This is a genomic window from Streptococcus sp. HMSC078H12 (assembly GCF_001814615.1).
In the GTDB taxonomy this organism is placed as follows: domain Bacteria; phylum Bacillota; class Bacilli; order Lactobacillales; family Streptococcaceae; genus Streptococcus; species Streptococcus salivarius_F.
Window position 1 is genome coordinate 85,764 of record NZ_KV817326.1, and the last position, 26,717, is coordinate 112,480.

Annotated in this window: 27 protein-coding genes; 6 read left to right on the top strand and 21 right to left on the bottom strand. The window is 40.5% G+C overall.

The annotated features are described in order from the left end of the window. The first annotated feature begins 129 nt into the window (after positions 1–129). Together trkA and HMPREF2979_RS05875 are read left to right on the top strand one after the other, a co-directional pair. A complete protein-coding gene (gene trkA, locus HMPREF2979_RS05870; protein WP_070655614.1) occupies positions 130–1,479 on the top strand; it encodes a Trk system potassium transporter TrkA in 1,350 nt (449 codons plus the stop codon). 6 nt (positions 1,480–1,485) lie between these two features. Next, positions 1,486–2,925, top strand: coding sequence for a TrkH family potassium uptake protein (locus tag HMPREF2979_RS05875; RefSeq protein WP_070655616.1), 1,440 nt, complete (start codon positions 1,486–1,488; stop codon positions 2,923–2,925). Between the two features lie 22 nt (positions 2,926–2,947). Here the strand turns inward: HMPREF2979_RS05875 and yidD are convergent, their stop codons facing one another. From yidD to HMPREF2979_RS05925, 10 genes are all read right to left on the bottom strand, one after another. After that, positions 2,948–3,196 (bottom strand): membrane protein insertion efficiency factor YidD, encoded by a 249-nt coding sequence (gene yidD / locus HMPREF2979_RS05880; RefSeq protein ID WP_013990033.1) that lies wholly within the window; start codon positions 3,194–3,196, stop codon positions 2,948–2,950. Then, positions 3,196–3,921 (bottom strand): pseudouridine synthase, encoded by a 726-nt coding sequence (locus HMPREF2979_RS05885; RefSeq protein ID WP_070655618.1) that lies wholly within the window; start codon positions 3,919–3,921, stop codon positions 3,196–3,198. The genes yidD and HMPREF2979_RS05885 overlap by 1 nt, the downstream gene beginning before the upstream one ends. 84 nt (positions 3,922–4,005) lie before the next feature. Next, positions 4,006–4,593, bottom strand: coding sequence for an SMC-Scp complex subunit ScpB (gene scpB / locus HMPREF2979_RS05890; protein ID WP_070655620.1), 588 nt, complete (start codon positions 4,591–4,593; stop codon positions 4,006–4,008). Further along, the gene (locus HMPREF2979_RS05895; protein ID WP_070655622.1) at positions 4,586–5,299 is read right to left on the bottom strand and encodes a segregation/condensation protein A; all 714 of its coding nucleotides are present in this window, start codon (positions 5,297–5,299) and stop codon (positions 4,586–4,588) included. The genes scpB and HMPREF2979_RS05895 overlap by 8 nt, the downstream gene beginning before the upstream one ends. Beyond that, entirely contained in the window at positions 5,299–6,060 is a 762-nt protein-coding gene (gene xerD / locus HMPREF2979_RS05900) for a site-specific tyrosine recombinase XerD (protein WP_070655624.1), read from the bottom strand. Before xerD ends, HMPREF2979_RS05895 begins: the two co-directional genes overlap by 1 nt. Continuing rightward, the gene (gene cbpB / locus HMPREF2979_RS05905; protein WP_070655626.1) at positions 6,014–6,496 is read right to left on the bottom strand and encodes a cyclic-di-AMP-binding protein CbpB; all 483 of its coding nucleotides are present in this window, start codon (positions 6,494–6,496) and stop codon (positions 6,014–6,016) included. Before cbpB ends, xerD begins: the two co-directional genes overlap by 47 nt. After that, positions 6,493–7,014: a metallophosphoesterase gene (locus tag HMPREF2979_RS05910; RefSeq protein WP_014633871.1), complete on the bottom strand. Its 522-nt coding sequence runs from the start codon at positions 7,012–7,014 to the stop codon at positions 6,493–6,495. The genes cbpB and HMPREF2979_RS05910 overlap by 4 nt, the downstream gene beginning before the upstream one ends. After that, positions 6,996–7,970, bottom strand: coding sequence for a nucleoside-triphosphate diphosphatase (locus HMPREF2979_RS05915; protein ID WP_070655628.1), 975 nt, complete (start codon positions 7,968–7,970; stop codon positions 6,996–6,998). Before HMPREF2979_RS05915 ends, HMPREF2979_RS05910 begins: the two co-directional genes overlap by 19 nt. Further along, the gene (gene racE, locus HMPREF2979_RS05920; RefSeq protein ID WP_070655629.1) at positions 7,963–8,778 is read right to left on the bottom strand and encodes a glutamate racemase; all 816 of its coding nucleotides are present in this window, start codon (positions 8,776–8,778) and stop codon (positions 7,963–7,965) included. Before racE ends, HMPREF2979_RS05915 begins: the two co-directional genes overlap by 8 nt. Positions 8,779–8,841: 63 nt before the next feature. Continuing rightward, the gene (locus HMPREF2979_RS05925; RefSeq protein WP_002883695.1) at positions 8,842–9,093 is read right to left on the bottom strand and encodes a YneF family protein; all 252 of its coding nucleotides are present in this window, start codon (positions 9,091–9,093) and stop codon (positions 8,842–8,844) included. A 245-nt stretch (positions 9,094–9,338) separates the two neighbouring features. On the opposite strand from HMPREF2979_RS05925, the gene HMPREF2979_RS05930 reads away from it, so the two are divergent. After that, on the top strand, positions 9,339–9,881 hold the full coding sequence (locus HMPREF2979_RS05930) for a TetR/AcrR family transcriptional regulator (protein WP_002883702.1): 543 nt from the start codon (positions 9,339–9,341) through the stop codon (positions 9,879–9,881). Positions 9,882–9,914: 33 nt separating this feature from the next. On the opposite strand, the gene HMPREF2979_RS05935 is transcribed toward HMPREF2979_RS05930, so the two are convergent. After that, positions 9,915–11,168 carry a diaminopimelate decarboxylase gene (locus HMPREF2979_RS05935; RefSeq protein WP_070655631.1) on the bottom strand — a complete coding sequence of 418 codons (1,254 nt, stop codon included), beginning with the start codon at positions 11,166–11,168 and terminating at the stop codon, positions 9,915–9,917. Between the two features lie 137 nt (positions 11,169–11,305). On the opposite strand from HMPREF2979_RS05935, the gene HMPREF2979_RS05940 reads away from it, so the two are divergent. Further along, positions 11,306–12,442 (top strand): DUF5105 domain-containing protein, encoded by a 1,137-nt coding sequence (locus tag HMPREF2979_RS05940; RefSeq protein WP_070655633.1) that lies wholly within the window; start codon positions 11,306–11,308, stop codon positions 12,440–12,442. 37 nt (positions 12,443–12,479) lie between these two features. On the opposite strand, the gene HMPREF2979_RS05945 is transcribed toward HMPREF2979_RS05940, so the two are convergent. From HMPREF2979_RS05945 to HMPREF2979_RS05955, 3 genes are all read right to left on the bottom strand, one after another. Then, the gene (locus HMPREF2979_RS05945) at positions 12,480–13,169 is read right to left on the bottom strand and encodes a Bax inhibitor-1/YccA family protein (protein WP_070655635.1); all 690 of its coding nucleotides are present in this window, start codon (positions 13,167–13,169) and stop codon (positions 12,480–12,482) included. A 23-nt stretch (positions 13,170–13,192) separates the two neighbouring features. Beyond that, positions 13,193–13,696, bottom strand: a complete 504-nt coding sequence (locus tag HMPREF2979_RS05950) for an HD domain-containing protein (RefSeq protein ID WP_070655637.1) — start codon at positions 13,694–13,696, stop codon at positions 13,193–13,195. Positions 13,697–13,797: 101 nt separating this feature from the next. After that, positions 13,798–14,535, bottom strand: coding sequence for a TrmH family RNA methyltransferase (locus tag HMPREF2979_RS05955; protein ID WP_070655639.1), 738 nt, complete (start codon positions 14,533–14,535; stop codon positions 13,798–13,800). A gap of 102 nt (positions 14,536–14,637) precedes the next feature. On the opposite strand from HMPREF2979_RS05955, the gene HMPREF2979_RS05960 reads away from it, so the two are divergent. Both HMPREF2979_RS05960 and yidC read left to right on the top strand, forming a co-directional pair. Beyond that, on the top strand, positions 14,638–14,916 hold the full coding sequence (locus tag HMPREF2979_RS05960) for an acylphosphatase (RefSeq protein WP_070655641.1): 279 nt from the start codon (positions 14,638–14,640) through the stop codon (positions 14,914–14,916). 85 nt (positions 14,917–15,001) lie between these two features. Next, positions 15,002–15,919 carry a membrane protein insertase YidC gene (yidC, locus tag HMPREF2979_RS05965; protein WP_002883649.1) on the top strand — a complete coding sequence of 306 codons (918 nt, stop codon included), beginning with the start codon at positions 15,002–15,004 and terminating at the stop codon, positions 15,917–15,919. A 167-nt stretch (positions 15,920–16,086) separates the two neighbouring features. Here yidC and greA read toward each other — a convergent pair whose 3' ends face one another. From greA to HMPREF2979_RS06000, 7 genes are all read right to left on the bottom strand, one after another. Then, positions 16,087–16,569, bottom strand: coding sequence for a transcription elongation factor GreA (greA, locus tag HMPREF2979_RS05970; RefSeq protein ID WP_002883697.1), 483 nt, complete (start codon positions 16,567–16,569; stop codon positions 16,087–16,089). 84 nt (positions 16,570–16,653) lie between these two features. Further along, the gene (mltG, locus tag HMPREF2979_RS05975) at positions 16,654–18,630 is read right to left on the bottom strand and encodes an endolytic transglycosylase MltG (RefSeq protein ID WP_070655643.1); all 1,977 of its coding nucleotides are present in this window, start codon (positions 18,628–18,630) and stop codon (positions 16,654–16,656) included. Positions 18,631–18,726: 96 nt separating this feature from the next. After that, positions 18,727–19,221 (bottom strand): GNAT family N-acetyltransferase, encoded by a 495-nt coding sequence (locus HMPREF2979_RS05980; RefSeq protein ID WP_014633862.1) that lies wholly within the window; start codon positions 19,219–19,221, stop codon positions 18,727–18,729. Positions 19,222–19,280: 59 nt separating this feature from the next. Beyond that, positions 19,281–20,609: a UDP-N-acetylmuramate--L-alanine ligase gene (murC, locus tag HMPREF2979_RS05985; RefSeq protein WP_070655645.1), complete on the bottom strand. Its 1,329-nt coding sequence runs from the start codon at positions 20,607–20,609 to the stop codon at positions 19,281–19,283. Positions 20,610–20,635: 26 nt separating this feature from the next. Next, on the bottom strand, positions 20,636–21,352 hold the full coding sequence (locus HMPREF2979_RS05990; RefSeq protein ID WP_049545700.1) for a divisome accessory protein ZapJ: 717 nt from the start codon (positions 21,350–21,352) through the stop codon (positions 20,636–20,638). Positions 21,353–21,507: 155 nt separating this feature from the next. Further along, positions 21,508–24,603: a pilus expression-regulating Snf2 family helicase gene (locus HMPREF2979_RS05995; RefSeq protein ID WP_070655647.1), complete on the bottom strand. Its 3,096-nt coding sequence runs from the start codon at positions 24,601–24,603 to the stop codon at positions 21,508–21,510. 108 nt (positions 24,604–24,711) lie between these two features. Continuing rightward, positions 24,712–26,715, bottom strand: a complete 2,004-nt coding sequence (locus tag HMPREF2979_RS06000; RefSeq protein ID WP_070655649.1) for a cell division site-positioning protein MapZ family protein — start codon at positions 26,713–26,715, stop codon at positions 24,712–24,714. Between the last annotated feature and the right edge of the window lie 2 nt (positions 26,716–26,717).

Consider the following 26,717-nt stretch of genomic DNA (forward strand, 5'->3'; position numbering starts at 1 on the left):
AGTCAAGACTATTTAAAGAAAAATTTTACCTTTATTCACTTAAATAGGAATAGTTGATAAAGCTAGCTGAAAAGGATGATTTTTCCGCTAAAATAGAGTATCATAGTAATGATTATTTGGAGGTAACTCATGCGTATTATTGTCGTAGGTGCCGGTAAAGTCGGTACCGCACTCTGCCGTTCTCTTGTTGAAGAGAAGCACGATGTTATTTTAATTGAAGAAAAGGAAGAGGTCCTCAAACGCCTCAGCAAACGTTATGATGTTATGGGCTTTGCTGGAAATGGGGCTAATTTTAAAATTCTGGAACAAGCTGAGGTTAACAACTGCGATGTCTTTATCGCGATGACTGATAAAGATGAAGTAAACATGATTTCAGCCGTTCTGGCTAAACAAATGGGTGCCAAAGAAACCATTGTTCGTGTGCGTAACCCAGAATACTCAAATGCTTATTTCAAAGACAAGAACTTTCTTGGATTCTCATTAGTAGTTAATCCTGAACTTTTAACAGCTCGCTATATTGCCAATACAGTTGAATTTCCAAACGCCCTATCAGTAGAAACTTTTGCTAACGGACGCGTTATTCTTATGGCATTTAAAGTCACTGAAAATAGCCAATTGTCTGGTATGACAATGGAGCAATTCCGTAAGAAATTCGGCAATATTCTCGTTTGTACGATTGACCGTCAAGGTGAACTCATCATTCCAGATGGGAATGCTACCATGCAAATTGGGGATAAAATTTATGTCACTGGTAAACGTGTTGATATGGCACTTTTCCACAGTTACATCAAGCCAAAAAGTATCAAAAAACTTTTGTTGATTGGTGCTGGACGTATCTCCTACTACTTGCTCAATATCTTGAAAAACAATCGTATTAAGGTCAAATTGATTGAGCAAAAAATGGACCGTGCACAAACCTTTAGTCAAGTCTTCCCTGAAGTTTCTGTTATCTTAGGTGACGGTACTGCTAAAGACCTTCTTCTCGAGGAAAGTGCAGCCAGTTATGATGCCGTAGCTACCCTAACTGGAGTAGATGAAGAAAATATCATCACCTCTATGTTCCTCGAAAGCCTTGGTATTCACAAGAATATTACTAAAGTCAACCGTACCAGTCTTTTAGAGATTATCGATACACGTGAGACAACAACAATTGTCACACCAAAGAGTATTGCTGTTGATACAGTTATGCACTTTGTCCGTGGGCGTTATAATGCCAAGGATTCTAGTCTTGATGCCCTTCACCACGTGGCTAATGGTCGTATTGAAACACTGCAGTTCCAAATCAAAGAGAATAACAAAATTGCTGGGAAGAAGCTTTCTGATCTTGAATTTGCTAATGGTGTCCTTATCGCTGCTATTATTCGCAATGGAAAATCTATTTTCCCAACGGGAGAAGACAGACTCGCTATTGGGGATAAAATCGTGATCGTTACACTCTTACAAAATGTAACTCATATTTACGACTTGTTGAAGAGGTAAGCTGCCATGAATCGATCTATTGTCCGTTTTCTTATTGCCAAGCTCCTGCTTATTGAGGCGGCACTCTTGGTTGTACCACTTATCGTTGCCCTCATTTATCAAGAAAATGCCAAAGTATTTGCCAGCATCTTGGGTACGATGGGGATTCTCCTCTTTCTCGGAGTACTTGGTACTCTCTTTAAACCGAAGAACTACCATATTTACACCAAAGAAGGGATGCTTATTGTAGCCCTCTGTTGGGTGCTCTGGTCCTTCTTTGGAGGATTGCCCTTCGTCTTTGCTGGTCAGATTCCAAGTGTCATTGATGCCTTCTTCGAGATGAGCTCTGGTTTTACAACCACGGGGGCTACTATTCTCACAGATACTGGTGTACTTACCCACTCCCTCCTCTTCTGGCGAAGCTTCGCCCACTTGATTGGAGGGATGGGGGTATTGGTCTTTGCCCTAGCCATCATGAACAACAGTAAAAATGGTCACCATGAGGTTATGCGTGCAGAGGTGCCTGGTCCAGTTTTTGGTAAGGTCGTGGCCAAGCTCAAAAATACAGCTCAAATTCTTTACATCATCTATTTAACCATGTTCGTTATTTTTGCTGTTATTCTCTGGCTTTGCGGTATGCCAATCTTTGATAGTATCATCACTGCTATGGGGGGCGCAGGTACTGGGGGATTTGCTGTCTATAATGACTCTATCGCCCACTACCACAGCGATCTGATTACCTATGTGGTTACTGTTGGTACCCTACTCTTTGGGGTTAACTTCAACCTTTATTTCTATATCCTCCTTCGCAAAATCAAGTTTTTCTTCCAAGATGAAGAACTACGTACCTACTTTGCGATTGTGGCTATTTCAACTGGTTTAATTATCCTCAATATTTTTGGAATCTACCACAATTTGGCTGACTCTTTCAAATACTCATTTTTCGAAGTGTCAACTATCATCACAACAACCGGTTTTGGTCTGACAGATATTACCAAATGGCCACTCTTTTCTCAGTATATCCTACTCCTCCTGATGTTTATCGGAGGGTCAGCAGGTTCTACAGCTGGTGGTTTCAAGGTTATCCGTGCTATGATTATTGCTAAGATTGCACGAAATCAGACCCTGGCTAGCCTCTATCCTAATCGTATCCTGTCACTTCATATTAATGGAAGTGTTCTCGATAAAGAAACGCAGCACAGTGTTCTCAAATACCTAGCTGTATATGTACTCATTATACTAAGTTTAGTCACTGTTTTGTCACTGGATAATCAAGACCTCTTGATTGTGACAAGTGCTGCTGCTTCAACCTTTAACAACATTGGACCATTACTTGGAACGACTGATAGCTTTGCTATTTTCAGTCCTTTATCTAAGCTTATCATGGGATTTGCTATGATTGCAGGACGCTTGGAAATCTATCCTTTATTACTCCTCTTCCTGCCAAAAACTTGGTCAAAAACTTAAGTATAGAAAAACTCCTTTGGATTCATTTATCCAAAGGAGTTTTATTACGTTTTAGACTAAAATAATCTGGCACTGGATCATCTCCAGTCTCTGATAAAGGGTGACATCTTAAGATACGGGCAATTCCCATAAGAACCCCCTTTAAACCGTGCTTTTCTATTGCTTGGATCATATAAACCGAACAAGTTGGACGAAAACGACAAGACGGTGGAAATAGGGGAGAAATCCATCTCTGATAAGCCCTGACCAAGGCAATCAGAAATCTTTTCATTATTTGACCTTATTGACAGCAGCGTTATGAAGCTGGCTGATTTCTTTCTTATTTAGACGGCGTGATTCACCTGGACGAAGCCCTGTCAAATCAAGGGTCCCAAAACGTGTACGAGACAACTTATCAACGAGCAAGCCCACTGATTCAAACATTTTCTTAACCTGGTGGTTACGCCCTTCATGAATTGTCAATTCAACGACTGAACGATTCTTTTCATGGTCAACTTTGATAATATTGTAACGTGCTGGCTTGGTTTTCTTGCCATCAATGACTACACCACGAGTCAAAGGACGAAGATTCTCCTTGGTCGCAATACCTTTAACACGCGCCAAATAAACCTTGTCAATCTCATTACGTGGGTGAATCATCCTATCAGTAAAATCACCGTCATTTGTTAAAATAAGAAGTCCCGTCGTATCCCAGTCAAGACGACCAACTGGATAGATACGTTCTTTAACGTGGGGCATAAGATCAATTACAGTTTTACGATTTTTCTCATCGGATACCGAAGAGATAACTCCACGTGGTTTATTAAGAAGATAATATACCTTCTCTTCATTATAAATTGGGCTACCATTTACCTCAACGACATCACCGTTTTTGACAATAGTTGCCAATTCCGTAACAGTCTTACCATTTAGGGTCACACGACCTTCTTTAATAAGTTCCTCAGCCTTACGACGGCTAGCCACACCAGCGTGGGCAATATATTTATTAATTCGCATTCTTTTTCTACAGTTTGAACTGTATCCTTTCTACCTAGCATCTCTGCTATGTTTCTTTATTTTTATCATTAGTTTCAACAAGATTCAATCTTGATTGTCCATATCCTCAAGCTTCTCTGAAGTATCTTCCCTAAAGAGACTCGTTTCTTGCTCTTCAAGTTCTAGTTGATCAATAGCCACAAGCTCATCTAAACTGTTAATGCCCATATAGTCCAGGAAATAATCAGTAGTCGCATATAGGTTGGGACGACCGACAGCATCTTTCTTTCCAGCCTCTTGAATCAGATTGAAGGCCTGAAGTTTAGCAATAGCGCCACTAGAATTAACGCCTCGAATGTCATCTACCTCAGCACGAGTAATAGGCTGTTTATAAGCAATTATGGAAAGTACCTCGAGACTCGCCCGAGACAGACTTTGGTTAATAGGCGTTTTGGAATAATCACGAAGGAGACTTGCAAAATCTGGCTTAGTCACCAGCTTATAGGTATTTGACGATTCCAATAAACAAAGAGCTGAATCCTCATCTGCCGCGTACTTGGCTTGCAATTTCTCCAAGGACTGAGTCAGACCCGTCACTGGCATTTCCAAAAGCTGTGCCATAGTACGTAGACTAAGACCATCTTCACCAGCCACAAAAAGTAAAGCTTCTAATCGTGCTAAGTGACTACTCATTCGTCCATTCCTTTCTTAGTGTGATTGTACCAAAAATTGTTTCCTGCTGTACTGATATGCGATGTACCTTAATCAATTCAAGAGTTGCCAAAAAGAGGGTGATTACTTGATTCATATCTTTAGCATCTGTGAAAAGTTCATCTAAATGTAGCTCATTTTTGGGGCCAAATGCTTCCTCAATAATCAACATCATGTCTTCAATTTTATAATCGTCACGCGCAATGGTCGTGTGATTTCGGCGAATTTCTTCCTGCTTTTCAGCCATGATTTTTGAAAAAGCCAAGAAAATGTCTTGAATGGTCTTATCCTGATTCAACGTCACATCTTCATAAACCAATTCAACTTTTGGTTTTGAAAAATACTGAGCTCGTACCTCATGCTGCTTAGCCAACTCTTGACTAGCTGCTTTGAAGCGTGCATATTCTTCCAATTGACTCAAGAGCTCTAGTTCTGGATCATCTGCTTCAGGCTCAGCTTCCACCACTGTGGGCAGAAGCTTACGACTCTTAATCAGCATGAGCTGACTAGCCATAAGCATATATTCCCCGGCAACTTCAAGCTTCATGGCTTGCAAGGTTGCCAAATAAGCCAAGTATTGCTCGATAACCTCAACAATGGGAACATCGTAAATGTCTACCTCATACTTAGAAACTAGATGGAGCAACAAATCCAGTGGCCCCTCAAAATCTTTTAACTTAATATCCATTAGGTTTTATAGTATTTCTCCAAGGTCACTGGACTTTTTAGTCCCAGTAAACGAGCAAGTTCAAAGGCGCCCGTTCCCTTTTCAATCTGTCTAAGAATGAATTGCTGACGCAAGACTTGAGCGGTTACATTTGATAAGCCACAGTCACTAACATAAGTCTGGATTTGCTTATACAGCCATTGTCGAGTATAGACCTTACCCAAAAGCAAGCCCTGACTGTTCACATCTTTAATAGCCAACAAATACTGTTTCACATCTGCTTCAAGTCTGAGAACACGCTTAGTGCTTCCCTTGGCCACAGTTACAACACCAAAATCCAAGTCAATATCGGCCCAGTCCAACTCCAAAATCTCTGAAGGTAAGAGCCCCAACTCTAGAATCAGCAGACAAGCCAGCTTACCAACCCCTTCACGCCCCTCATAAAGCGATGAAAGATCCAGTATTTGCAACTTATCCTCCTGAGAAGGTATTGTAACCGTCTCTGATAGTTTGAAAAATTTCTCTAATTCACCCTTTTGATAGAGGTATAGCAAAAATTGATTGACCGCAGAGCGCTTACGCTTTTGTACAGATGGCTTCCATTCCTTCAGTTGGTTTTCATAGAGCTTAAGACTGGTTTGATCAATTTGTCCTGAAATCGACGTTGCAAACTGCTTAAGATCATAAGCATAAGCTTGCTTTGAATTCTCCGAAATGACCTTAGTAGCCAGAAAATCAGTGATCTGAGTTGTCAGTTGTTTTTGGAATGATGATATAGTCATGTGTAAAGTCATGTAAGAGGCTATTAACCGCCTTTAGAATCGATTTTCGTGTGATAATTCCTTTGAAAACACCTTGGCTGTCAACCACAGGAAGGAAAGGATTATTAACTAGCTTATGCATTACCTCATTTAGATTGGCATTATCTTCCACTGTTTCCACGACATCCGATGTCATCGGTCCGATATCACGGTTAACCATCTCCCACTCTTGCAAGTTATGTTCATCTTGATAACGCTTAATATCTGTCAAAGATATGGTCCCAAGATAATGCTTATCCTTAGTCAAAACGGGAACGCGCGAATAACCATTGCTTGTCAAAAGCAAGACCACATGATCAGCGTTGTGACTATCAATAAAAATAGCAACCTGATCTGATGGAATTAAATAATTATCTAAATGAGCCAACAAAAAATCTTCAAATTCTTTAGCAATCATCGTTCAAATTCCTGTGTAAGTTCTGAATAAAGTTCATGGTCACGTGTGTAATATTCCACACGAATTTTTGCACTGTTTATAATCACCTTAGCGTAAAGTTTCTCATGAATAGGACCACGTGGCTGCGAAACAGAACCTGGGTTGATAAACACTGTCTTACCATTTCGCCAAGCTGCTGCCGCATGCAAGTGTCCATAGAGACAAATATCTGCATCCTCTTGTTGCGCCCAAAGATCTAACTTGTCCCAGGTAAAATTAATGCCATAAAGATGACCATGTGTTTGTGCAATAATCACATCACCAAGTTTAACGACCAAACGTTCTGGATAACCTGAATCATAATCACAGTTACCACGAACCACATGGATACCGTCCCAAACAGGATCACTTGATTCTAACTCAGAATCTCCGTTGTGGAAAATAGCATCTACCTTCCCTTGATAACGATTTTTTATATCTACTACAATATCACGTTCTCCATGGGAGTCGCTCATTACGATTATTGTTTGTTCTGCCATGCTGGGAAGACCTCCATAAGTTTCTTAACAGCTTGTCCACGGTGAGATTGTTCATTTTTCTCTTCTGCAGAAAGCTCTGCTGCCGTTTTACCCGTATTACCAACTAAAAAGAGTGGATCATAACCAAAACCATTGTCACCTTTAGGTTCTCGGCCAATATAACCCTTCCAGTCGGCATCAACAACCAAACTATCACGTCCAGGGGCCGCAACAACTAGGGTTGTATGGAAGTTCGCAGTACGTTTGCTATCATCAAGCACCATAGCCAGCTCGTGCAATAATTTAGCATTATTTTCAGCATCCGTAGCATCAGGACCTGCAAAGCGTGCAGACCAAACTCCTGGTAAGCCTCCAAGAACATCTACCTGCAAACCAGAGTCATCTGAAAGGACCATTTTACCAGTTAATTCAGAAATGGTTTCCGCCTTCAAGCGTGCATTTTCTTCAAAGGTCATACCCGTTTCAGCAACTTCAGGAAGGTCTGGATAATCATTAAGATTCTCCACCTTAATGCCTAGTTTTCCAAATAGTTTACGAAATTCCTTGGTTTTTCCTTCATTGCGTGTCGCAATCAATAGGACATCACCAAAGTCTGATTTGTTATCAGAACCAAAGAAATCACTCAAGGCGACACCCTCTCTAGGCACATGCACATAGACAAGCTTATCTCCTTCACTAACTACCAAAGCCCCTTTATGTTGCGTAACAGCTAAGTCACGACCAGTTTCCTCTTTCAAGCAATCCAAAATAAAGGATACCAAGCGAAGGTCTGAAGAATGTTTCGCAATATGTAACTGAAAGCCACTAACAGCCAAAACGTTAGTCAAGGCTTGGAAAAAGTCAACAAATTGCTCATAGGCCTCATCACCACCAAAACAAGTCAAGTGATTGTAGCTTCCAAAACTAGCCAAATACCAGTCTTGTTCGTCTTTATATTCAAAAATTGATTTAGTCATTTTCTAACTCCTTGTCCAAATCGACATGTTGGACAGCAACTTCTTCACCCAGCCATTGTTCTGCGATTTCTTTAAAACCAAGCACACTAGCTGTGGTGTAATATTCTTCCGTCTTGTCTTCGACTTCACGGCTACGATTAATCTCAAAATAATTGAGCAAAACAGAAACATCACGAACTGTTTCAGCTCCGCTATCAATTAGCTTGACACTTGGCCCCATAACATTTTGGATGATAGGACGTAAAAGTGGGTAATGGGTGCAACCCAAAACCAAGGTATCTACCTTACCGACTAAAGGTGCCATGCTTGCATAAACAATCTTTTTAGCCACACTTGAGTTAATTTCATTGGATTCAACAATAGGGGCAAAACGAGGACAAGATAAACTCAAGACATTCATTTGTGGTGCCAAATGCTTAATTTTTTGTTCATAGATGTTAGAGGCAATCGTCATTGGAGTCCCAATGACACCAATATGACCCGATTGGCTAGACTTAATAGCCGCACTAGAACCAGGCAAAACCACACCTAGCACTGGGATATCCAAGGCTCCTTTGATTTCCTCCCAAACTACTGCTGTTGCCGTATTACAGGCAATAACAATCATCTTTACATCTTTGGTCAGAAGGAATTTAACCAACTGCCAGGTATACTCTCTGATTTGTTCTGCTGGTCTAGGACCATACGGTGCCCTAGCAGAGTCACCAATATAAACAATAGACTCGTGAGGCAACTGACGTTTAAGTTCACGTACCACCGTCAGTCCTCCGACACCAGAATCTAAAAATCCTATAGGTCGATTATCCATCTTGCCTCCTTATCCCCTAGGTTACATGTAAAAAGCTGAGATTCACGTCCCAGCTCCCCACCATTATTTTTTCTTTTTCTTGCTATCTGCAAGTGCTTGTTTTTGTTGTTTGATAATTTGGTTATATGTTTGACGCACTTTTGCTTCATTTGGTTTTTGACCCGCAGCTGACATCATGGTACGAACAGCGTCCACATTCAAACGAGGATTTTCAGCCAATTCTTTCTCCATTTGTTTGCGGGCAAAGTAAGCGCCTCCATAAAAACCACCCAAAAGGGCTACAAAAACAAGAATAATCCAAAGGACGGTGTTCATAAATTCATTTCTCCTATAACGTTGATTTACCTTATATTATAGCAAAAATGGCCCCTACTGACAAATAAGACGTTGATTCTTAAAAACGTCTAGAAAAATAGTTTTTTCGTTTAAAATACCGATAAAATGAGACTTTCAGTATTTTTCACTTACAACTGTAAAGGACTTGTAAGATTTCTAGAACAAAAATAGGTTATTATATAGGTTGTGGAATTATTATTATGTTTATATAAAGGGGTTTATTTATGCTCAAGGAAGCAACTATTTCCGAACGAAAAATTGTCAACGCATTTATTGAACTCTTAGAGGAGAGTTCACTCGAACAAATCAGCATCACAGATATCATCAAGAAGGCAAATCTCAGCAGACCGACCTTCTACTACTACTATTCAAATAAGGAAGATTTGGTTGAAACAACCTTCTCAAAGATTTTAGATAAAATCTCAAGTATTCTTCAGGAAGACATGACCTACCAAGAAGGTGTTGTCACTGAAATGCTACGATATCTTAAGGAAAATCAAAAACTCTGTCTCACCTTGATGACACACATTCCAAACATCAATGAGATGATTCGTGAATTCATTATCGAGACTATCCTTAACTCTGATATTGAAAATGTTACAGAGCTCATGGAACAAAGCTATCATATCCCTGCCAAATATTCATTGGAAGTTTATGTTAGCACTATTGTTACCATTTTAACACTATGGCTCAAAGAAGGCTGTATCGAATCCCCTGAGGAGTTAGCCGATATCATTCTTGAAGCTGTCATCATTAAAGTAAAATAAGCTAGAGCCTTTAAGGCCTAGCTTATTTTTTTGTTAAATATCAAAATCAAAACCATCAAGAGTGGCAAAGTAATCATTCATCGTCTCTGCACGACGAATCATACGAGCTGTGCCATCTTCTTGGTAGAGAATTTCTGCAGAACGAAGACGTCCGTTATAGTTGTAACCCATTGAGAAACCATGAGCACCTGTGTCGTGGATAACCAGGGTATCTCCAATACGAGCTTCTGGCAATTCACGGTTCTTAGCAAACTTATCATTATTTTCACAAAGCGAACCTGTCACATCAACTACTTGAATATTACCATCTGGATTAGTCATATTCGTGATGTGATGGTAGGCATCGTACATAGCTGGACGGAGCAAGTTAACCGCAGAAGCATCTACACCAACATAGCGACGATAAGTGTCCTTAATATGAAGAACCTTAGTAACGACAAGGCCATGAGGTGCTGTCATGAAACGCCCAAGCTCAGTGTAAATACTGATATGTCCAAGACCATTCGGAACAAGGATTTCATCAAATTTAGCATGAACCCCTTCACCGATAACGGCAATATCATTTTGTTTATTGGCTGGTGTGTAGTCCACTCCAACACCACCTGATAAGTTGATAAAGTCAAGACTAACACCAAGTTCATTCTTGATTTCTACCGCCAATTCAAACAGTTGAGCAGCCAAGGTTGGGTAATACTCATTCGTTACTGTATTTGACGCTAAGAAAGCATGCAAACCGAATGATTTCACTCCTTTTTCTTTAAGGTAGGCATAACCTTTGAAGAGCTGTTCCTTAGTCATCCCAAATTTTGATTCTTCAGGATGATCCATGATATCAGTACCAAGAGAGAAGACGCCCCCTGGGTTAAAGCGCAAAGAAAGGGTTTCAGGAAGTCCTGCAGCCTCTTCCAAGAAAAAGATATCTTCGTAAGCATCAAGGTTAATTGTCGCATTAATATCACGCGCGTAAACAAACTCTTCAGCACGTGTATCATTAGACGTAAAGCTAATGGCGCTACTATCAAAACCAATTTTCTTACTCATGACAAGCTCTGTATCGGTCGCACAATCGACACCACACCCTTCTTCCTTCAAGATTTTGAGGATTGCTGGATTAGGTGTAGCTTTTACAGCAAAGAATTCTTTAAAACCTGGATTCCACGAAAAGGCTGCATTAACTGCACGCGCTGTTTCACGAATACCTTTTTCATCGTAAAGATGGAAAGGTGTTGGAAATTCTGCAGTGATTTGTTCAAGTTTATCAGCCGTAATAAAAGGTGTTTTTGTCATTTGATTCTCCATTTTTTTACAATAGTAATCCTATTATAGCATAAGAAAAGGCTTGAAACCCAATTTTCTAATAATCTCAAGGCATATTTCATGATACAATAGACCTATAACCTAAATAAAATAATGGGGGATTATTTATGAAAAAATATCTTTACTCTGGGGCTCTTGCTCTAGCAGCCATCTTAACGCTCTCAGCATGTGCCAAGCCAAAACTTGATGCCAAGCTTTCTGTTAACGATATTGTCTATATGTCAGGAAGCGACCTCAAGCTCAAGGACGACCAAACCCTAGTCGAAGTTTCATTCAAACTCGAGAATACTTCGGAAGATATGGAAAATGAGCTCAAAACATCTGCTAAACAATTCTACCTCAAAGATAAAGATGGTAAAAAAGTCACAGCAAGCAAGCTCGATAAGGGCGACCTACCTACTCTCTTCAATAAAAATAAGAACGTAGAGGACGCTACAGATGACTTTGGAAAGCTTGAAGCTGACGACTACAAGACTGTCTCACTCTTTTTCGAAGTTAACAACGACGAAAGCTATAAACTCTATTTTGAATCAAAAGATGAGAAAACAGAGGGACAAACAGTTTCTACTAACCTAAAAGATTTCGATGGTAAAACAACTACCAATGTTAAAAAGGCTATTGACGCTTATTTCAACGCAGTTCTTCTAGGTGGTGAAAGCAAAGACTACAGTAAATTTGTTTCTAACGACTTGGATAAAGCCAAGGGTGAACTTAATCAATATTTCTCAGATAGCCTTCAATACAGCTATGATGATACTGATCATATCAAACCAACCGGTGATGAAATTCCAAAAGTTTTTGGTTGGGTCCAAACTGCTAACCGTGAACGCGGTAGCTACACTGTTGATAACATTATCGTCGCTAAAGATAAGGCAGAGTTTAACGTCAGCATGTCAACTATCAGTATGAAAGCTGCAGACGATGCCTATGGTGCTAATCACCCAAATCTCACAGATGACCTTAAAAACTACCTACAAAGCAATGGTGCCAACGCTGGAAATGTCGACCAACTAACAAGACAATACTACATGGAAACTTACCTACCAAATTCAATCAAAGAAGTAAGCCCATCAGCACCAAAGACAGAAGGAACCAATATCTTTGATAATTACTCAGTCGAGCTTACTAAAAAAGACGACAAGTGGGCCTTCCCAGATAAAGATAGCTATGTCGGAAAATGGGAGTACTATCCTCTCTTCTACGCTTACACAGGTCAGCAAGGGACACTTACAAGAAACTATTAGACATAAAAAAATCAGCCAGGTGGCTGATTTTTTTTTACTAATTACGTCTAGCAAAGAGTCGCAAGATATTCAAGAATAAGTTAATGAAATCCAAGTAAAGACTAAGTGCCATAGAAACTGCCCATCCATCTGTGACCTGACCATTGGCACCGTAGTAAACCTTTTTAATCAACTGGTTATCGTAGGCAATTAAACCAGAGAAAATAAGAATTGATACAATACTAATCACAAAACTCATCATGCTACTTGCAAAGAAAATATTAATTAAGCTAGCCACAATAATCCCAATCAAGGCTGCCATAAGGAACTTAGCCAGGCCTGATAGATCTCGCTTAATACTAACTCCGATAAGGGCCATGATAAAGAAAACGATGGCAGTGCTAAGGAAAGCTTGGAAAACAATGGCTTGCGTGTATTGAACGATGATAAAACTAAGTGTAAATCCATTCAGAGCAGAATAAACCAAAAATAAAGGTAGGGCCGCAGGTGTATTTCTTCGTGCAGCACCGCTAGCCAAAAAGACCAAACCAAACTCTAAAAAGAGGGCTGCCATGTAAACCCAAGAATAATTCATGAGAATATTGACAAAAACATGAGAGAGAGGAAAGAGCATCAGATAAGAAATGACTGCTGAAAGTCCCACTCCCATACCGACAAGGCCATAAATCTTTCCGAAAAAGCGGCTTAAGCCCGCATCACTAGTCGTATAAATTGCATTTGATTCCATAGTTATCTCCTAAAAATAATGAATTATTGGTGGTGGCTTTGTAGGGTCTTACGACGGAAAAACTTACGATTTTTAATTCGGTTTCGTAAGGGTGTCGCCGCTTCTTTAACCGCCCAATACTTATCCACCATGGTAACAATATAAGATTCCTTATACTTCGGCGGTGCAATCGTTGCTCCCCACATATGCTTGAGGATAATATCCTCTTCTTTTTTGTTTAGATTAACAAGCTTCTTGGCATTACGAACAGCAATACGTGGGTGTACCCAAGCATGACTCTTATTAAATTTAGTCACTCGCCAATCATAATAGAAAAAATCATGTAAGAGACCGCCTCGAGCAGTACTCTTGGCATCCCAGCCAAATTTTTTAGCAATCTTATAGCTGGTGTAACTAACATTAACCGAGTGTTCTAAACGTGTCGAATGATGGTGCTGTACAATCCCATCCAATTTTTGAAAACGTGGGTGTGAAATCAAATGTCCCACAACTTCCATGAATTCTTTATCATCTTCTGGTCGTTTCATAATAATACCTCATTAATGTTTCTAATGCTTCTTCATTATACCACTAGTGCTTAAAATTACTTTAAAAGTCAGTTGTTTTCTCCTAAAATCATCCTTGAGACCTAGAGACTAAACATGAGAATTCCTGCTGCAACAGCAACATTTAGACTCTCCGCCTGACCTGGCATGCTAATATGTACGAGTTGATCAGCAGACTCAGCCATATCTTGACTAATTCCTTGACCTTCATTTCCCATCACTAAGGCAAAATTACCATCTGTCTTAACTGCTTTATAGTCAACGGAAACATCTGAGAGAGTCGTTGCCAAAACGGGTACCCCTTGCTTTTTGCAAGCCTCAACCATGTCAAGAATAGGTCCACGATAGATTGGAAGATGGAAATGACTTCCCTGCATGGAACGCAAGGTCTTCTGATTATAAATATCAGCTGATTTATCTGACAAAAAGACTCCGTCATAACCTGCGGCATCTGCTGTGCGAATCATTGTTCCAACATTGCCAGGATCCTGAACATCCTCCAAGAGAAGGTACTTCCCTGAGAGAGATTCTGGCAAGGCTTTAGATTGTTTAGCAACTTCTGCCACAATCCCTTGGGGGGTCTGAGTTTCACAGAGCTCCTTGAGCACCTCCGGACTAACCAACTTCACCTTAGCTATATTAGCCACACGATCAGCCATTTCCTCAAGCACGAAAACTTGAAGAATATCGGCACCACTTGCCTTTGCTTCCTCAAAAAGATGCCATCCTTCTAAAAGATAACTAGTTTTACGGTGCTTGCGCTGCAATAATTTTCTAGCAGACTTAATGCTAGCATTTTGCTTTGATTGAATGATTTCCATACACTCATTATAGCAGAAATTCCTTGATAAATCTTGGACTTGACCGACTTTATAGCAAGGATTATACTAAAGGAAAGAGCTTTCAAAAGGAGGTCATGGACCATGCAAAAAGTACGATTATTAGTCTCAGGAAGAGTCCAAGGTGTTGGTTTTCGTTATTCAACCTATGCTCTGGCACTAGATATTGGAGAAATATACGGTCGGGTTTGGAATAATGACGACGGAACTGTTGAAATCCTAGCTCAGTCAGAAAATCCTGCTAAGTTAGCTAAATTTATTCAAGAAGTTCGAAAAGGACCTTCAAAATGGTCTAAAGTAACCTATGTCGATGTGACCATGGCAAACTTCTCAAATTACAGCGATTTTCGGATGGCTAATTAAGAGGAAGCCCCGTTTTTAGCTTGTTCTCTTCCTTAAAAAAAGGTAAAATAGACAAGTATAACTAAAAAACAAAAGGAATGATATTGTGAATAAAAATCAAAAACGTCTAGCCCTGATGGGGCTTGCTGCCAGCATGCTTTTCTTCCTATCAGGATGTGTGAGTCTTGATAAGTCTGGTAATCCTACTGGTTGGGTCTGGAACCTCCTTGGTCGCCCTATGAGCCACGTCATCACCTACTTCGCTGATAATCTTGGTCTCGGCTTTGGTCTTGGTATTATCTTTGTTACCATCATTGTTCGTTTGATTATCTTGCCACTTGGTCTTCACCAATCTCGTAGCGCAGCCTACCAATCAGCAAAACGTGAGTACCTTGCGCCTATCTTGGAACCAATCAACGAACGCTTGCGTAACGCTGAAACTCAAGAAGAAAAAATGGCTGCCCAGTCTGAACTCATGCAAGCTCAGCGTGAAAACGGTCTAAGCTTGATGGGTGGTGTCGGCTGTCTTCCTCTATTGATTCAGTTCCCATTCTTCTCAGCACTCTACTACGCAGCACGTTACACTCCTGGTGTACTCCAAGATAACTTCCTCTGGTTTAACCTTGGTCACCGTGACTTCCCATTGATTATCATCATCGCAGCTCTTTACTACTTCCAATCTTGGTTGTCTATTCAACAAGTTCCTGAAGAGCAACGTAAACAAATGGCAGCGACGATGTACAGTATGCCAATCATGATGATTTTCTTTGGTATTAGCTCACCTGCAGCCGTAATCCTCTACTGGTTCGTTGGTGGTATCTTCTCTATTATCCAACAGTTGATTACCAACTACATCATCAAACCTCGCTTGAAAGAAAAAGTGGCTGAAGAGTTCAAAAAGAACCCTCCAAAAGCACCTCGTACAACACCAATCAAGCGTAAAGATGTAACACCAAAAAATACTCAAGCAATTGCAAGTAAACCAAAGAAAAACCGTAACGCCGGTAAGCAAAATCGTAAATAAGCTACAAAGCACTCTTGGCAAATACCAAGAGTGCTTTTCTTATAGATTAATTCAGACTAGCCTAACTCCTAATAACGCCGGCAACCAAAAAGGGAGTGCGACAGAACAACTGTTTTGTCTCACTCCCACTAGTTTCAAATATTGGACACCTTAATGCCAACAGTCACTTAGGCTGTTTTTTCTACACTAAGGATTTCTACAGAGTAGCTACCTGCTGGTGATTCGATAGCGACTTTGTCGCCAACTTTCTTACCAATCAAAGCTTGAGCAATTGGGCTTTCATTTGAAATCTTACCTGAGAAGATATCAGCACCGGCTGCACCAACGATATGATAAGTATCTTTGTCGTTTGTACCAACTTCTTGAACAACAACAGTTTTACCAATTGCAACCTCGTCATTAGCAACAGCATCACTATCAACGATTTCTGCATAACGAATTTTTGTTTCAAGAATCTGAATTTGTCCTTCAACAAAGGCTTGCTCGTCTTTGGCTGCTTCATACTCAGAGTTTTCTGAAAGGTCACCATAAGAACGTGCAATCTTAATACGTTCTACAACTTCTGGACGACGGACGAGTTTGTACTCCTCCAATTCCGCTTCAAGTTGTTCTTTCTCTGCTTGTGTCATTACATATGTTTTTTCTGCCATTTTTTTCTCTTTTCTATTTTTTGAGCCGTTGGCTGTATCATCAAAATCACTATTCGTTTGCTTGATTTTAATGAGCCAATCAGACTATTTATCTTTTAGTTTGCTGTTAATGTAAGTTTCAACGTTATGCTGATGCTCTTCATAGCTTTCAGCAAAATAGACATTACCAGTGGTTACATCTGCCACAAAGTACATGTACTTGGTAGATGATGGATTGATAACCGCTTCAATCGCAGACAGACTAGGACTATCCACAGGACCTGGCATCAACCCCTTATGAACATAATCATTATAAGGGGAGTCAATGTTTGTGTCAATAGTTGCATCTTCTTTCAAGGTCGTTTCCTGACCAAGTTTTCCAAGAGCATAAAGAACTGCGATATTACTTTGTAGAGCCATGTCTGAGTTTAGACGATTATAGAAGACGCTAGCAATATTTTTACGGTCGTCATCTGTAGCTCCTTCTTTTTCAACGAGAGAAGCTAGGGTCAAAATCTCATTAACATTATGTCCACTAGATGAAATCGTCGCATAGTAAGGTGATAGGTAGGTGTCCATCGTTGACAACATTTCCTCTGCCAAAGATTCCACCGTTGTATCATCATGAATGTTATAAGTCGCTGGGAACAGATAACCCTCTAGGACATACTTAGCATCCGTAGAATTCGGAAGGTTTGCCAACAAGGTTGGGTACTTCGCTTTCATCTTAGTAATGAAAGCATCATCCTTCATTAATTTCAAGAAATCTTTCGCCTTAAGTCCAGTTGATGATTTTTTGCCTTTTTTAGCTGAAGAATTAACTTCAACTGCCTTGGCAATTTGATCGATGGTATATCCTTCTTTGACCAAGACCGTACCAAGAGATGGCTCCTGAGGTTTATCACTTCCTTTTTTCTGAAGTGCCTCAATAATTTCATCCATGGTCATGCTAGCCTGAAGGTTGTAATAACCACTTTTCAGATTTGAGATGTTCTTAAACTTGGTATAGTAATTAAAGACCTTACCAGACTTAATAACACCAGCTGATTCCAAGAGTTGTCCGATATAACTGCTACCTGAATTTTCGGGAATTTCAACACTAACAAACTTAGTTGAATTAACATCTTTTGCGCCAACAGCATCACTAACATAGCGATAACCAAAGAATGTAGCTACTGACAAGATAAGTAGCAAGAAGATAATAATGTTTCTTGCAATTTTACCAGCACGACGGTTATTTTTATTGCGTTTGTGATTTCGGTTAGAACGTGAAATCGGCTCTTCGTCGACAATATCAGCCTGTTTAACATCTTTTGGCGAAGACTTTTTCTTCTTCACTTTCTTGCCTTTCTTTTTCTTAGGTTTTCCAGAGGGTTCTAGAGAAATACTCTCATCATCCTCATTACCATCAGCTACTAGCTCTGATTGAACCTTTTCTTGCGAAGCTTGGTCACTTGTTGCATGATGTTCCTGCAAGAATGCTTCTTTTTGACGTTCTGAGGTCAATTTGGCCTCCAATTCTTTAGGGTCTGTATAAATAGCTTCGTTAGACTTAGCTTCAATGAGCTCCTTAGCCACATCTGCAGGAATATACTCCTCTTCAGATGCTTCGTTAAGACTAGTCTCCCAAACTGGACGTTTAAAACGGCGTTTCGACGTTTCAGTCTCCTGAGGAATATTTACCTTTTTCGCCTCCTCAATTGGCTCTTTAGGAATAGACGCTAGGTTTGAATGAGCATCAGATGCTAAAGACTCCGCTTGAGAATCTGAAAACAAGCCAAGACTATCTTGTTGAGAATCTCGGGCTGTCTCAGAAGTCATAGATTTAGCAAAGACACTGTGAGAAACAGAATGTGAACTAAAATCTTGGTTACTTACTTTATTAGACGCTGAATCACTACGAGTTGTAGCGCTCTCAGCTGACGTTGAAAGTGGTGTCTCGGGCATAGTTGCACTTTTATTATGCTCCTCCTCACGAAGAGAACGGAGCCGTGTCGCTTCTTGTAAGTCTCGGAGAATCTGATTTTTGAAGCTTAGGCTATCTTCAGCAGATTCTGAGTGTTCATTAAACTTGTCCGTCAAGGCATACCTCCTCTATAGTAACAAACGCCATTATATCTTAAAAAGTCAGTTAATGCAAATCAATTGGTCCTTTGTCACAGTAACGTAACACTGAAATCAATGGGTTTCTGGGTTCTCCCAGACCATATTATACCAAGAGCTTCCACCATGATTTGATTCTGATTCTCCCTCATCAGTGAAACCATTCATCTCATAGTAGGCAATCAGGTAATCATGGCAAGTCAAGCTAATACCTTGGCGTTTTTGAGCAATAGCCAGATCTTTAAGCGCAGCAATCAAAGCTGTCCCAATACCTTGCCCTTTAAAGTCTTTGGAGATAGACAAACTAGTCACTGCAATAAAGCCTCCCTGACTAGCATTAGGAGCCACTTTATGGAACAGGTCATCTGTGAGATAACGTTCCGCAATCACAGGTCCTTCGATGTAACCTGCTACAACGCCATCAATTTCAGCAATTAGAAAGGTATCACAAATCGTCTCTAAACGCTCTGCAATAGCCTCGGGAGTTGCAGCCTCTTCAGGCGAAAAATTTTCTTGTTCGATACGAACAACATCAGCCCAATCATCCTCTCGAGCATGTCGAATAAGCATATCAAATTCCTTTCTATTAAGAGAAAGAGCTGAGCGAAATCGCTACAGCCCTTAATCTATTACATATGTGTTTGCAAGCTTGCTAGGAGCTCTTCAAACGAGCGTTCGTAAAGTTGGATGTCCCCAGCTCCCATAAAGACATAAACAGCATTGTCATGGTCAAGGAGAGGTGAGACATTTTCAACTGTAACCACTTTGGCAGGTTTATTGATCTTAGCAGCAAGATCTTCAACCTTAACATCACCATGGTCAACCTCACGCGCTGAACCGTAAATTTGTGCCAAATAAACAGCATCTGCTTCGTTCAAAGCTTCAGCAAATTCATCAAGAAGGGCGATGGTACGTGTGAAGGTATGTGGTTGGAAAATAGCAACAATCTCTTTAGATGGGTACTTTTGACGTGCTGCATCAAGCGTTGCAATAATTTCAGTTGGATGGTGGGCAAAGTCATCGATGACAACAGTACCACTGATAATTTTCTCTGTGAAACGGCGTTTAACACCTGAGAAAGTTTTAAGGTGTTCCGCAACCAAATCCATGTCGAAACCAGCTACATAGAGGTTCCCAATAACCGCAGTTGCATTCAAGATATTGTGACGACCATAGGCTGGCACATGGAATTCTCCAAGGATTTGTCCATCATGTTTCACCTTGAAATTAGATCCTGTCGTTGTACGCACAATGTCTGTTGCTATAAAGTCATCATTTTCTTCGAAACCATAGTAATAGATTGGCGCATTGGCTGTAATCTTACGAAGGTGTGGATCCTCACCGTAAACAAAGAGTCCTTTTTGCACTTGCTTAGCATAGTCATCAAAGGCAGAGAACACATCATCGATACTTGTAAAATAATCGGGATGGTCAAAGTCAATGTTAGTGATGATTGAGTATGCTGGGTGGTATGGCATGAAATGACGTTCATATTCATCAGACTCAAAGACAAAGTATTGTGCATTAGCAGAACCTCGTCCAGTTCCATCACCGATTAGGTATGACGTGTCGGTGATATTTTTCATAACATGTGACAAGAGACCTGTTGTAGAAGTCTTACCATGTGCACCTGCCACACCAAAGCTAGTGAATTGATCCATGAAGTGACCCAAGAACTCGTGATAACGCTTAAAGCTGTAGCCATTTTTAATTGCATAAGCAACTTCAACGTTGTTATCTTCACGAAAGGCATTTCCAGCAATCAATTCAACATCTTCTGTGATGTTTTTTTCATCGAAAGGAAGAATAGGGATACCTGCTTGCTCAAGACCACGTTGAGTGAAGTAATATTTTTCCACATCTGAACCTTGAACCTTGTGTCCCATTTGGTGGAGCATCAAAGCCAAAGCTGACATACCAGATCCTTTAATTCCAATAAAATGATAAGTTTTTGACATAGTTTCTCCTTACAATCGCACTGCGATTAGTTTGCGTCTTCTAAATGCGTCAAATTTAATTCTTGAGCAACTCGGTGTTCACGGTAAGTTTGACGTTCTGGGTAATTATAAACCTGGCTACGTTTCAAGAAGTCATAGCTATTTTTCTTGACGTTCTTACGAGATGGGTTACTAGGCTGTTGATAGGTTGGAGCCACTTCTGCCAAGATGTAAGAATCTTGTTGCAGACGATTTGCCAAGTGATGGATCTTTGAGTGCTTCCCATTAGGTGCTAAAGTTCGCTTGATAGCACTTACAGGAGCTCCCAAGATAGAGGCTGTCACTGGTCCTTTATCCGTTGTTACAGCAGCTGGCTCAACAGTGGCCTCAAAGCTTGGTTTGGCTTCCACCTTAGGCTTAGCAGTCAATTGACGGCTATTAGTATGTTTGGTTTGTTGAACTTCTTGGCGGAGGAATTTTTGGCGTTTCTCACGTACATCACGCTTAGCCTTTTCACGGGCTTCCTCAGCATAAGTCATGCCAGCTTCTTGTGTCTCCACTCGTTTTGGAGCCTTCTTACGATTGCTAGGCTTAGCTGACAAGAAATCATAGTTCGGCAACAAATCATTGTAGTCCTTATCTTGGTAAGGGCTACGGATATTTGTGATTAAATCTTCATTTTCGTATAGGCGCATAGAGACCGGTTCTTGCAAGCAAGGTTCCCCGTCTGGAATCAGCGGAAATTGTCGTCTTTGGCGATGCATAAAAGACTTCCTTTCATTTTCGAGATGATGCGTATCTTAATATAAATAATCGGGAATGGGAAGATACGTCTTGCAATATTCTATTATAGCCTAATTCAAAAGATTTGCCTAGTAGCATTTTTACCTCTTAGTATTTCAATATCAAATATAACAAATTAAGATATTGCAATACCAAGAATTTCTTTAATATCCTCAACGGTCATGCTGGCACGGCTTTCATTGCCATCCAAGACGGTTGTTACCAGGTTTTTCTTGCCTTCTTGAAGCTCAAGAATTTTCTCTTCGATAGTCCCTCTTGTAATCAAACGGTAAACTTCGACATTTTGTTCCTGACCTATACGGTGAGCACGACTAATAGCCTGCATTTCTACCGCTGGATTCCACCAAAGGTCAATCAGAATTACCGTATCAGCACCAGTTAGATTCAGTCCCACTCCTCCTGCTTTCAGAGAAATCAAAAAGGCATCTCGACTTCCTTGATTGAAGGCTCTGGTCATCTCTTGACGACTATCAGATGGCGTTGACCCTGTTAGCTTATATGAGGAAATCCCTAATTCTTGTAAGAGCCCCTCTGTAATATCTAACATCCCACGAAATTGTGAAAAGATAAGGACACGATGGTCTGATTCCTTAATTTGGCTAAGCAACTCTCTAAGGCTATCTAATTTGCCACTATCTCCCGCATAGTCCATAAAGAGAGCTGGGGTATCACAGATTTGTCGTAAGCGGGTAATCCCTGACAAGATTTCCACCTTACGACGGTTGATTTCCTGATCACTTGCTGAAATTAATCCTTGTTGCATCTGTTGCAATTGTGCTAAATAGATAGCCTTTTGAGCATCTGACAATTCACTTTGGTGAGTGATTTCAATCAAATCTGGGAGATCAGGAAGGACCTCTTCTTTTTTACGTCTTAGAATAAAGGGAGAAATATACCTAGCCACTTCCTTAGGTGTTAACTTAAGAAACGTTTTCTTAGCTGGTAAAAGTCCTGGTAGAATAATCTGGAAAATAGACCAAATCTCCAACAAATGATTTTCAATAGGCGTTCCAGATAGTGCTAAGCAATGTGGAACAGAAAAATCACGTAGATATTGGGCAATCTTTGTCTGTGTATTCTTCATGACCTGAGCCTCATCGAGAATGAGATAGTCATATTTGCCAGCCTTGTAGGCATCAAAATCCTGACGGAAGGAAGCGTAGCTTGTAATAATAATCTGGTGGTCTTCGGCAATGATGTCATCACGTTTTGGCTTGAGTCCATAAGAAACCGCTACATCTAACTGAGGGGCAAACTTTTTAAACTCATCCTGCCAATTGTAAATCAGGCTTGAGGGTGACAAAACCAAAACTCGTTGTCCTTCTTCTAAATGTGCAGAGAGGTAGGCAATAGTTTGCAAGGTTTTCCCCAACCCCATATCATCGGCCAAGATACCGCCAAAACCATAGTGATGCAACATAGATAACCACTGAACACCTTTTTCCTGGTAGGGACGAAGGCCAGCTTCTACCTTATAGATTGGCAAATCAAAGGTCTCCGGCTTACTCAAATGTTGCGTTAAGAGTTGGAAATCTTTTGAAAAACGAACAGAATCACTTTCTGAAAGAGCATCCATCAATTGATAGGCAGTTAATTGATTGAGTTCTAGGTGACCTTTTCCTGAGTAACGAGCTCTCAGAGTTTTGAGACTCTCACTAATACGATGCGTCGCTTCGTCAAAAACAATCAACTGACCACTACGATTGATAAAATAGGGCGAGCTTTCCATCAAGGCTGCTAAAGCATGATCCACATCTTCGTCGTCAAGACTCGAAAAATCAAAGGAAATATCTAATAAATTTCCCTGACGCTCTACCTGAACCTGTGGACTCTGCTCAACCCGTAAGTCACGTAACTCCTGGCCAATCAGAACCGTTCCTGCATTTTCAAAATCTGATAGAGTATTTGTAAAGAAATCATAGAGCTCTTGACTGCTACTTAATCGTTTAGATGACTGAAAATCAGGGGTGAATCCATGCTTAGACATCAAACGAAAAACAGCCTGCTCATGACGATAGTTACTAGTAAATCCTAAATGACTCAACTCTTGGCGATCATGTACCAAGAAACCATCAAAATCAAAGGCTAATGTAAGAATAATCTCACTGTCACCTTTCAGATCAAAGCGAAATCTCGGTGTGAAATCCTTGATATTAAAAGCTTTTGGTGCCTTAACCGGCCCCATAGTCCTAAAATCAAAAAGACTAGCAGCCAAGATGGCTTGTTCATCGAGATTAAAGCTGACGTGCTTATTCAAATCACTTCCGATTGGAAGAGAGCGTAAGCCAACCAAAAGTTTTTGTTGTTTTCGATTCAGACGATAAAAAACACCTTGATAAAAGAGAATACGATTATTAAAAAAGGCCTGACTATTCTTCTCAGCGACAGTCAATTCAATCATCTTGGGCTCGACACAAATATCAAACGAGAAGAGCTGAGCATCAGCAGTCAAATCCTCGACCAAAAGTTGGCGATATTCGGTTCCTTCCCATTCAAACCTAAAGCCATCCAAATCTTGCATCCGTCTCAAACCTTCCTCAAAAAAACCGTAAGGGAGACAAAGGTGTCGTGCATTATTCGGTAAAATAAAGTCTAAATTAGTCTTGGCTTCATCTGGAATCATCCGTCCTAGGAAGTTTAAAAATGCCTGTGAAGCCTGGTCAAATTGAATAAGCGATAGGGGTTCATAGTAGTTCTTACCTATCTGATAATAACCCTCAGCCTCTACAAGTTTGAGAAAGGCAGGAATATCTCGAATAACATAAGAACGTTCATCTGGTAAGCGACGTAAACGTATACTCCACCAAATCTCTGAACCAAAAGTAGATTCCTCTCCCTCTACCGTCAAGCTATATCTAACGGTATCATCTTCATTCAGGGAAAGACCTTCTAAAAATAAACCACCAAAAGAGTGACCTCGCTCTTGGCCTTGAGAGGACTCTTGTTCCTCTTCCAGTTCTGCCAAGAGGCGCTGGCCTTCTTTATCATTTTTTAGATAATACTCAACCGCTGCCAAATGGGGACAATAGCCTTTTTGAGCGAAATAATCACAGTCACACGTGATTTCAGAATCATTGAGTGCATAAATTAAATGATGTTGGTCAACTGTTGTATCCAACTGAGTTTCTGAGACCTGATGAATGGTAATGAGATCCTTTTCAAAAAGTTCAATACCCTCATTACGGACTCTACCCGGCATCAATTTTGCCATAGTATTCACCCCTATCTTATCCCTCTATTATAGCACAAAATCCTTATAAACTAGGCCTTCACCAAGATAAAACAAAAAACACTCCCTAGGGAGTGTCGCAGATTATTATTAATAATCAAGTTTATCTGAGTGACCTGAACCATTACCAACATAGTAACCTGTCTTACAGTTGATACTGAAGAGGTAAGTTCCATCTGGAAGGTACAAGTTGTAGTAACCATTACCATTGATGATGTTAACTGGCTCAAGGATGAAGTTATCTCCTGAGAAGTAACCACGTGAGTGTGATTCATTTATGATCTTATCAAGAACACCATCAGCCCAAGTCCAAGCTGGGTTACTTGTATCTGCTACTACATTTGCATTATAAGGCACACGTGAGCGGTCACGTTGAAGGATTGATGGGTTATAATTTGTGATTCCGCGTGTTACAACTGTTGAAGCTGCAGCTGAGCCACCAGTAGTTCCTCCAGTCGCACCAGCTGAACCTGTTGAACCTGCTGAGTTAGCTGCTCCATTTTGCGCTCCAGATGTATTTGACGTAGCCGCACCACCACCAGTAGAAGCTGCTCCAGACGTGTTATCACCTGAAGGTGCAGCAGGACTAGCAGTATTGGCGCTATCAGCAGCTGTCGCTGCAGATGTTGCGCTCGCAGCCTTAGCTTTTTCTTCAAGCTGAGTCTTACCACCCTTAATCGCTTCTTGGATAGTGCTATCAAGACTCGCATTCCCAGTTGTTGTTACGCTTTCTGGAAGATTATTAAAGTTAGCATCTGATTTAACAGCGATAGAGGCATTATAGCTACCATCTACAAGAGCATCTGACTCAAACTGACTGTTAATCTTTTGTACAGCTTCAATTTGTTTCTTCAAGTTATCATATTTTTTCTTAGCTGCATCATAATACTTGGTTTTCTCCAATTTCTTGAGCAGTTTTTCCAAATCTGATAGCTTACCAAATTGATCATTAGCGAGTTTTGTTTGCTCGTCATCTGTGAAGAAATTCTTATACATTTCTTCGAAGGCCTTATTATCAGCAGCTGCCGTGTCCTTGCTTGATGATGACGTCACTGCTGAAGAAGCTGTGCTTGTTGTTTTTGCCGATTGGCTATGTGTTCCTTTATAAAGAGCATAGCTACCACCAATAATAGCTAAAGCAAGAACTGCTAGAGCACCGATAACAACACCTTTACGACGGTAAACTGGAATGTCACCATCAAAGGCACTCTTATGCGATGGTGAAATAGACTCTGAAGAGATTCTGTCTTCTGCAGATGGGCGATTAACTGTCATAGACACTGTTGGTGTTGTCTCTTCTTCGTCAGCTTTTGCTCCAGTTACGCCTGCCACTGTTGATGCAATAGCCGCCAAATCGATAGTGTCTGAGATAGCAACATCATCCAACAATGGTTTTGAAGCTTGCGGCTCAGTATCGTCAACATTGGCAACAACAGGATTTTGTGGTTCTGGATCATCGATGTTAGCAATCAAAGGATTGTTATCATCAATATTATCTACCAATGCATCGTTATAGGCTGGCGTTGGCTGATTAGTTGAAGTAGCTGAATCTGCAAGTGCATCACCAAGGTCAAATTTTTCTGTTTCTGACGTGATGAAACGATCAGCATTCGTTGATGTAATGATAACTTCAGAACTTTGACTTTCTGGTTCTGCAATAACCTCAGGTTCAACAGGAGCATTTGGCAACTGCTTGTCAATATGAGATTGAGTTTCATCAGCCTTGTTATCTGTAGCACCAAAACCAAATGTGACTGGTGTTACTTCTTCAGTAGCTGCTGTTGAGTTGATTGACTCATTAGCCATTGATTGACCAATCAAACCTGAATCTGCAAACTCCTGACGTTGCTTTTGAATAAAAGCATCCAAAGGTGATGTGTCGCCATCAGCTTCAATTTTCTTTGAAAATTTTTGTGAGGCAACTTCTTCGCGGTGTTGCTTGATATACTTATCCAAAATGCTATCTGTTTCTGTTACACCAGCATTAATCTCAGCTTCTTTGCGGACAGCCTCACCGACTGTCATTTCCTTGGCATCTTGGAAATCTAGCTCTTGGCTACCTTCATAGCCATTTTGTGTTTTATCTTCTGACACGT

Excerpts from the sequence above, each read along its gene's own strand:
- trkA (WP_070655614.1), top strand. The coding sequence starts at position 130 with ATGCGTATTATTGTCGTAGGTGCCGGTAAAGTCGGTACCGCACTCTGC.
- HMPREF2979_RS05875 (WP_070655616.1), top strand. The coding sequence starts at position 1,486 with ATGAATCGATCTATTGTCCGTTTTCTTATTGCCAAGCTCCTGCTTATT.
- yidD (WP_013990033.1), bottom strand. The coding sequence starts at position 3,196 with ATGAAAAGATTTCTGATTGCCTTGGTCAGGGCTTATCAGAGATGGATT.
- HMPREF2979_RS05885 (WP_070655618.1), bottom strand. The coding sequence starts at position 3,921 with ATGCGAATTAATAAATATATTGCCCACGCTGGTGTGGCTAGCCGTCGT.
- scpB (WP_070655620.1), bottom strand. The coding sequence starts at position 4,593 with ATGAGTAGTCACTTAGCACGATTAGAAGCTTTACTTTTTGTGGCTGGT.
- HMPREF2979_RS05895 (WP_070655622.1), bottom strand. The coding sequence starts at position 5,299 with ATGGATATTAAGTTAAAAGATTTTGAGGGGCCACTGGATTTGTTGCTC.
- xerD (WP_070655624.1), bottom strand. The coding sequence starts at position 6,060 with ATGACTATATCATCATTCCAAAAACAACTGACAACTCAGATCACTGAT.
- cbpB (WP_070655626.1), bottom strand. The coding sequence starts at position 6,496 with ATGATTGCTAAAGAATTTGAAGATTTTTTGTTGGCTCATTTAGATAAT.
- HMPREF2979_RS05910 (WP_014633871.1), bottom strand. The coding sequence starts at position 7,014 with ATGGCAGAACAAACAATAATCGTAATGAGCGACTCCCATGGAGAACGT.
- HMPREF2979_RS05915 (WP_070655628.1), bottom strand. The coding sequence starts at position 7,970 with ATGACTAAATCAATTTTTGAATATAAAGACGAACAAGACTGGTATTTG.
- racE (WP_070655629.1), bottom strand. The coding sequence starts at position 8,778 with ATGGATAATCGACCTATAGGATTTTTAGATTCTGGTGTCGGAGGACTG.
- HMPREF2979_RS05925 (WP_002883695.1), bottom strand. The coding sequence starts at position 9,093 with ATGAACACCGTCCTTTGGATTATTCTTGTTTTTGTAGCCCTTTTGGGT.
- HMPREF2979_RS05930 (WP_002883702.1), top strand. The coding sequence starts at position 9,339 with ATGCTCAAGGAAGCAACTATTTCCGAACGAAAAATTGTCAACGCATTT.
- HMPREF2979_RS05935 (WP_070655631.1), bottom strand. The coding sequence starts at position 11,168 with ATGACAAAAACACCTTTTATTACGGCTGATAAACTTGAACAAATCACT.
- HMPREF2979_RS05940 (WP_070655633.1), top strand. The coding sequence starts at position 11,306 with ATGAAAAAATATCTTTACTCTGGGGCTCTTGCTCTAGCAGCCATCTTA.
- HMPREF2979_RS05945 (WP_070655635.1), bottom strand. The coding sequence starts at position 13,169 with ATGGAATCAAATGCAATTTATACGACTAGTGATGCGGGCTTAAGCCGC.
- HMPREF2979_RS05950 (WP_070655637.1), bottom strand. The coding sequence starts at position 13,696 with ATGAAACGACCAGAAGATGATAAAGAATTCATGGAAGTTGTGGGACAT.
- HMPREF2979_RS05955 (WP_070655639.1), bottom strand. The coding sequence starts at position 14,535 with ATGGAAATCATTCAATCAAAGCAAAATGCTAGCATTAAGTCTGCTAGA.
- HMPREF2979_RS05960 (WP_070655641.1), top strand. The coding sequence starts at position 14,638 with ATGCAAAAAGTACGATTATTAGTCTCAGGAAGAGTCCAAGGTGTTGGT.
- greA (WP_002883697.1), bottom strand. The coding sequence starts at position 16,569 with ATGGCAGAAAAAACATATGTAATGACACAAGCAGAGAAAGAACAACTT.
- HMPREF2979_RS05980 (WP_014633862.1), bottom strand. The coding sequence starts at position 19,221 with ATGCTTATTCGACATGCTCGAGAGGATGATTGGGCTGATGTTGTTCGT.
- murC (WP_070655645.1), bottom strand. The coding sequence starts at position 20,609 with ATGTCAAAAACTTATCATTTTATTGGAATTAAAGGATCTGGTATGTCA.
- HMPREF2979_RS05990 (WP_049545700.1), bottom strand. The coding sequence starts at position 21,352 with ATGCATCGCCAAAGACGACAATTTCCGCTGATTCCAGACGGGGAACCT.
- HMPREF2979_RS05995 (WP_070655647.1), bottom strand. The coding sequence starts at position 24,603 with ATGGCAAAATTGATGCCGGGTAGAGTCCGTAATGAGGGTATTGAACTT.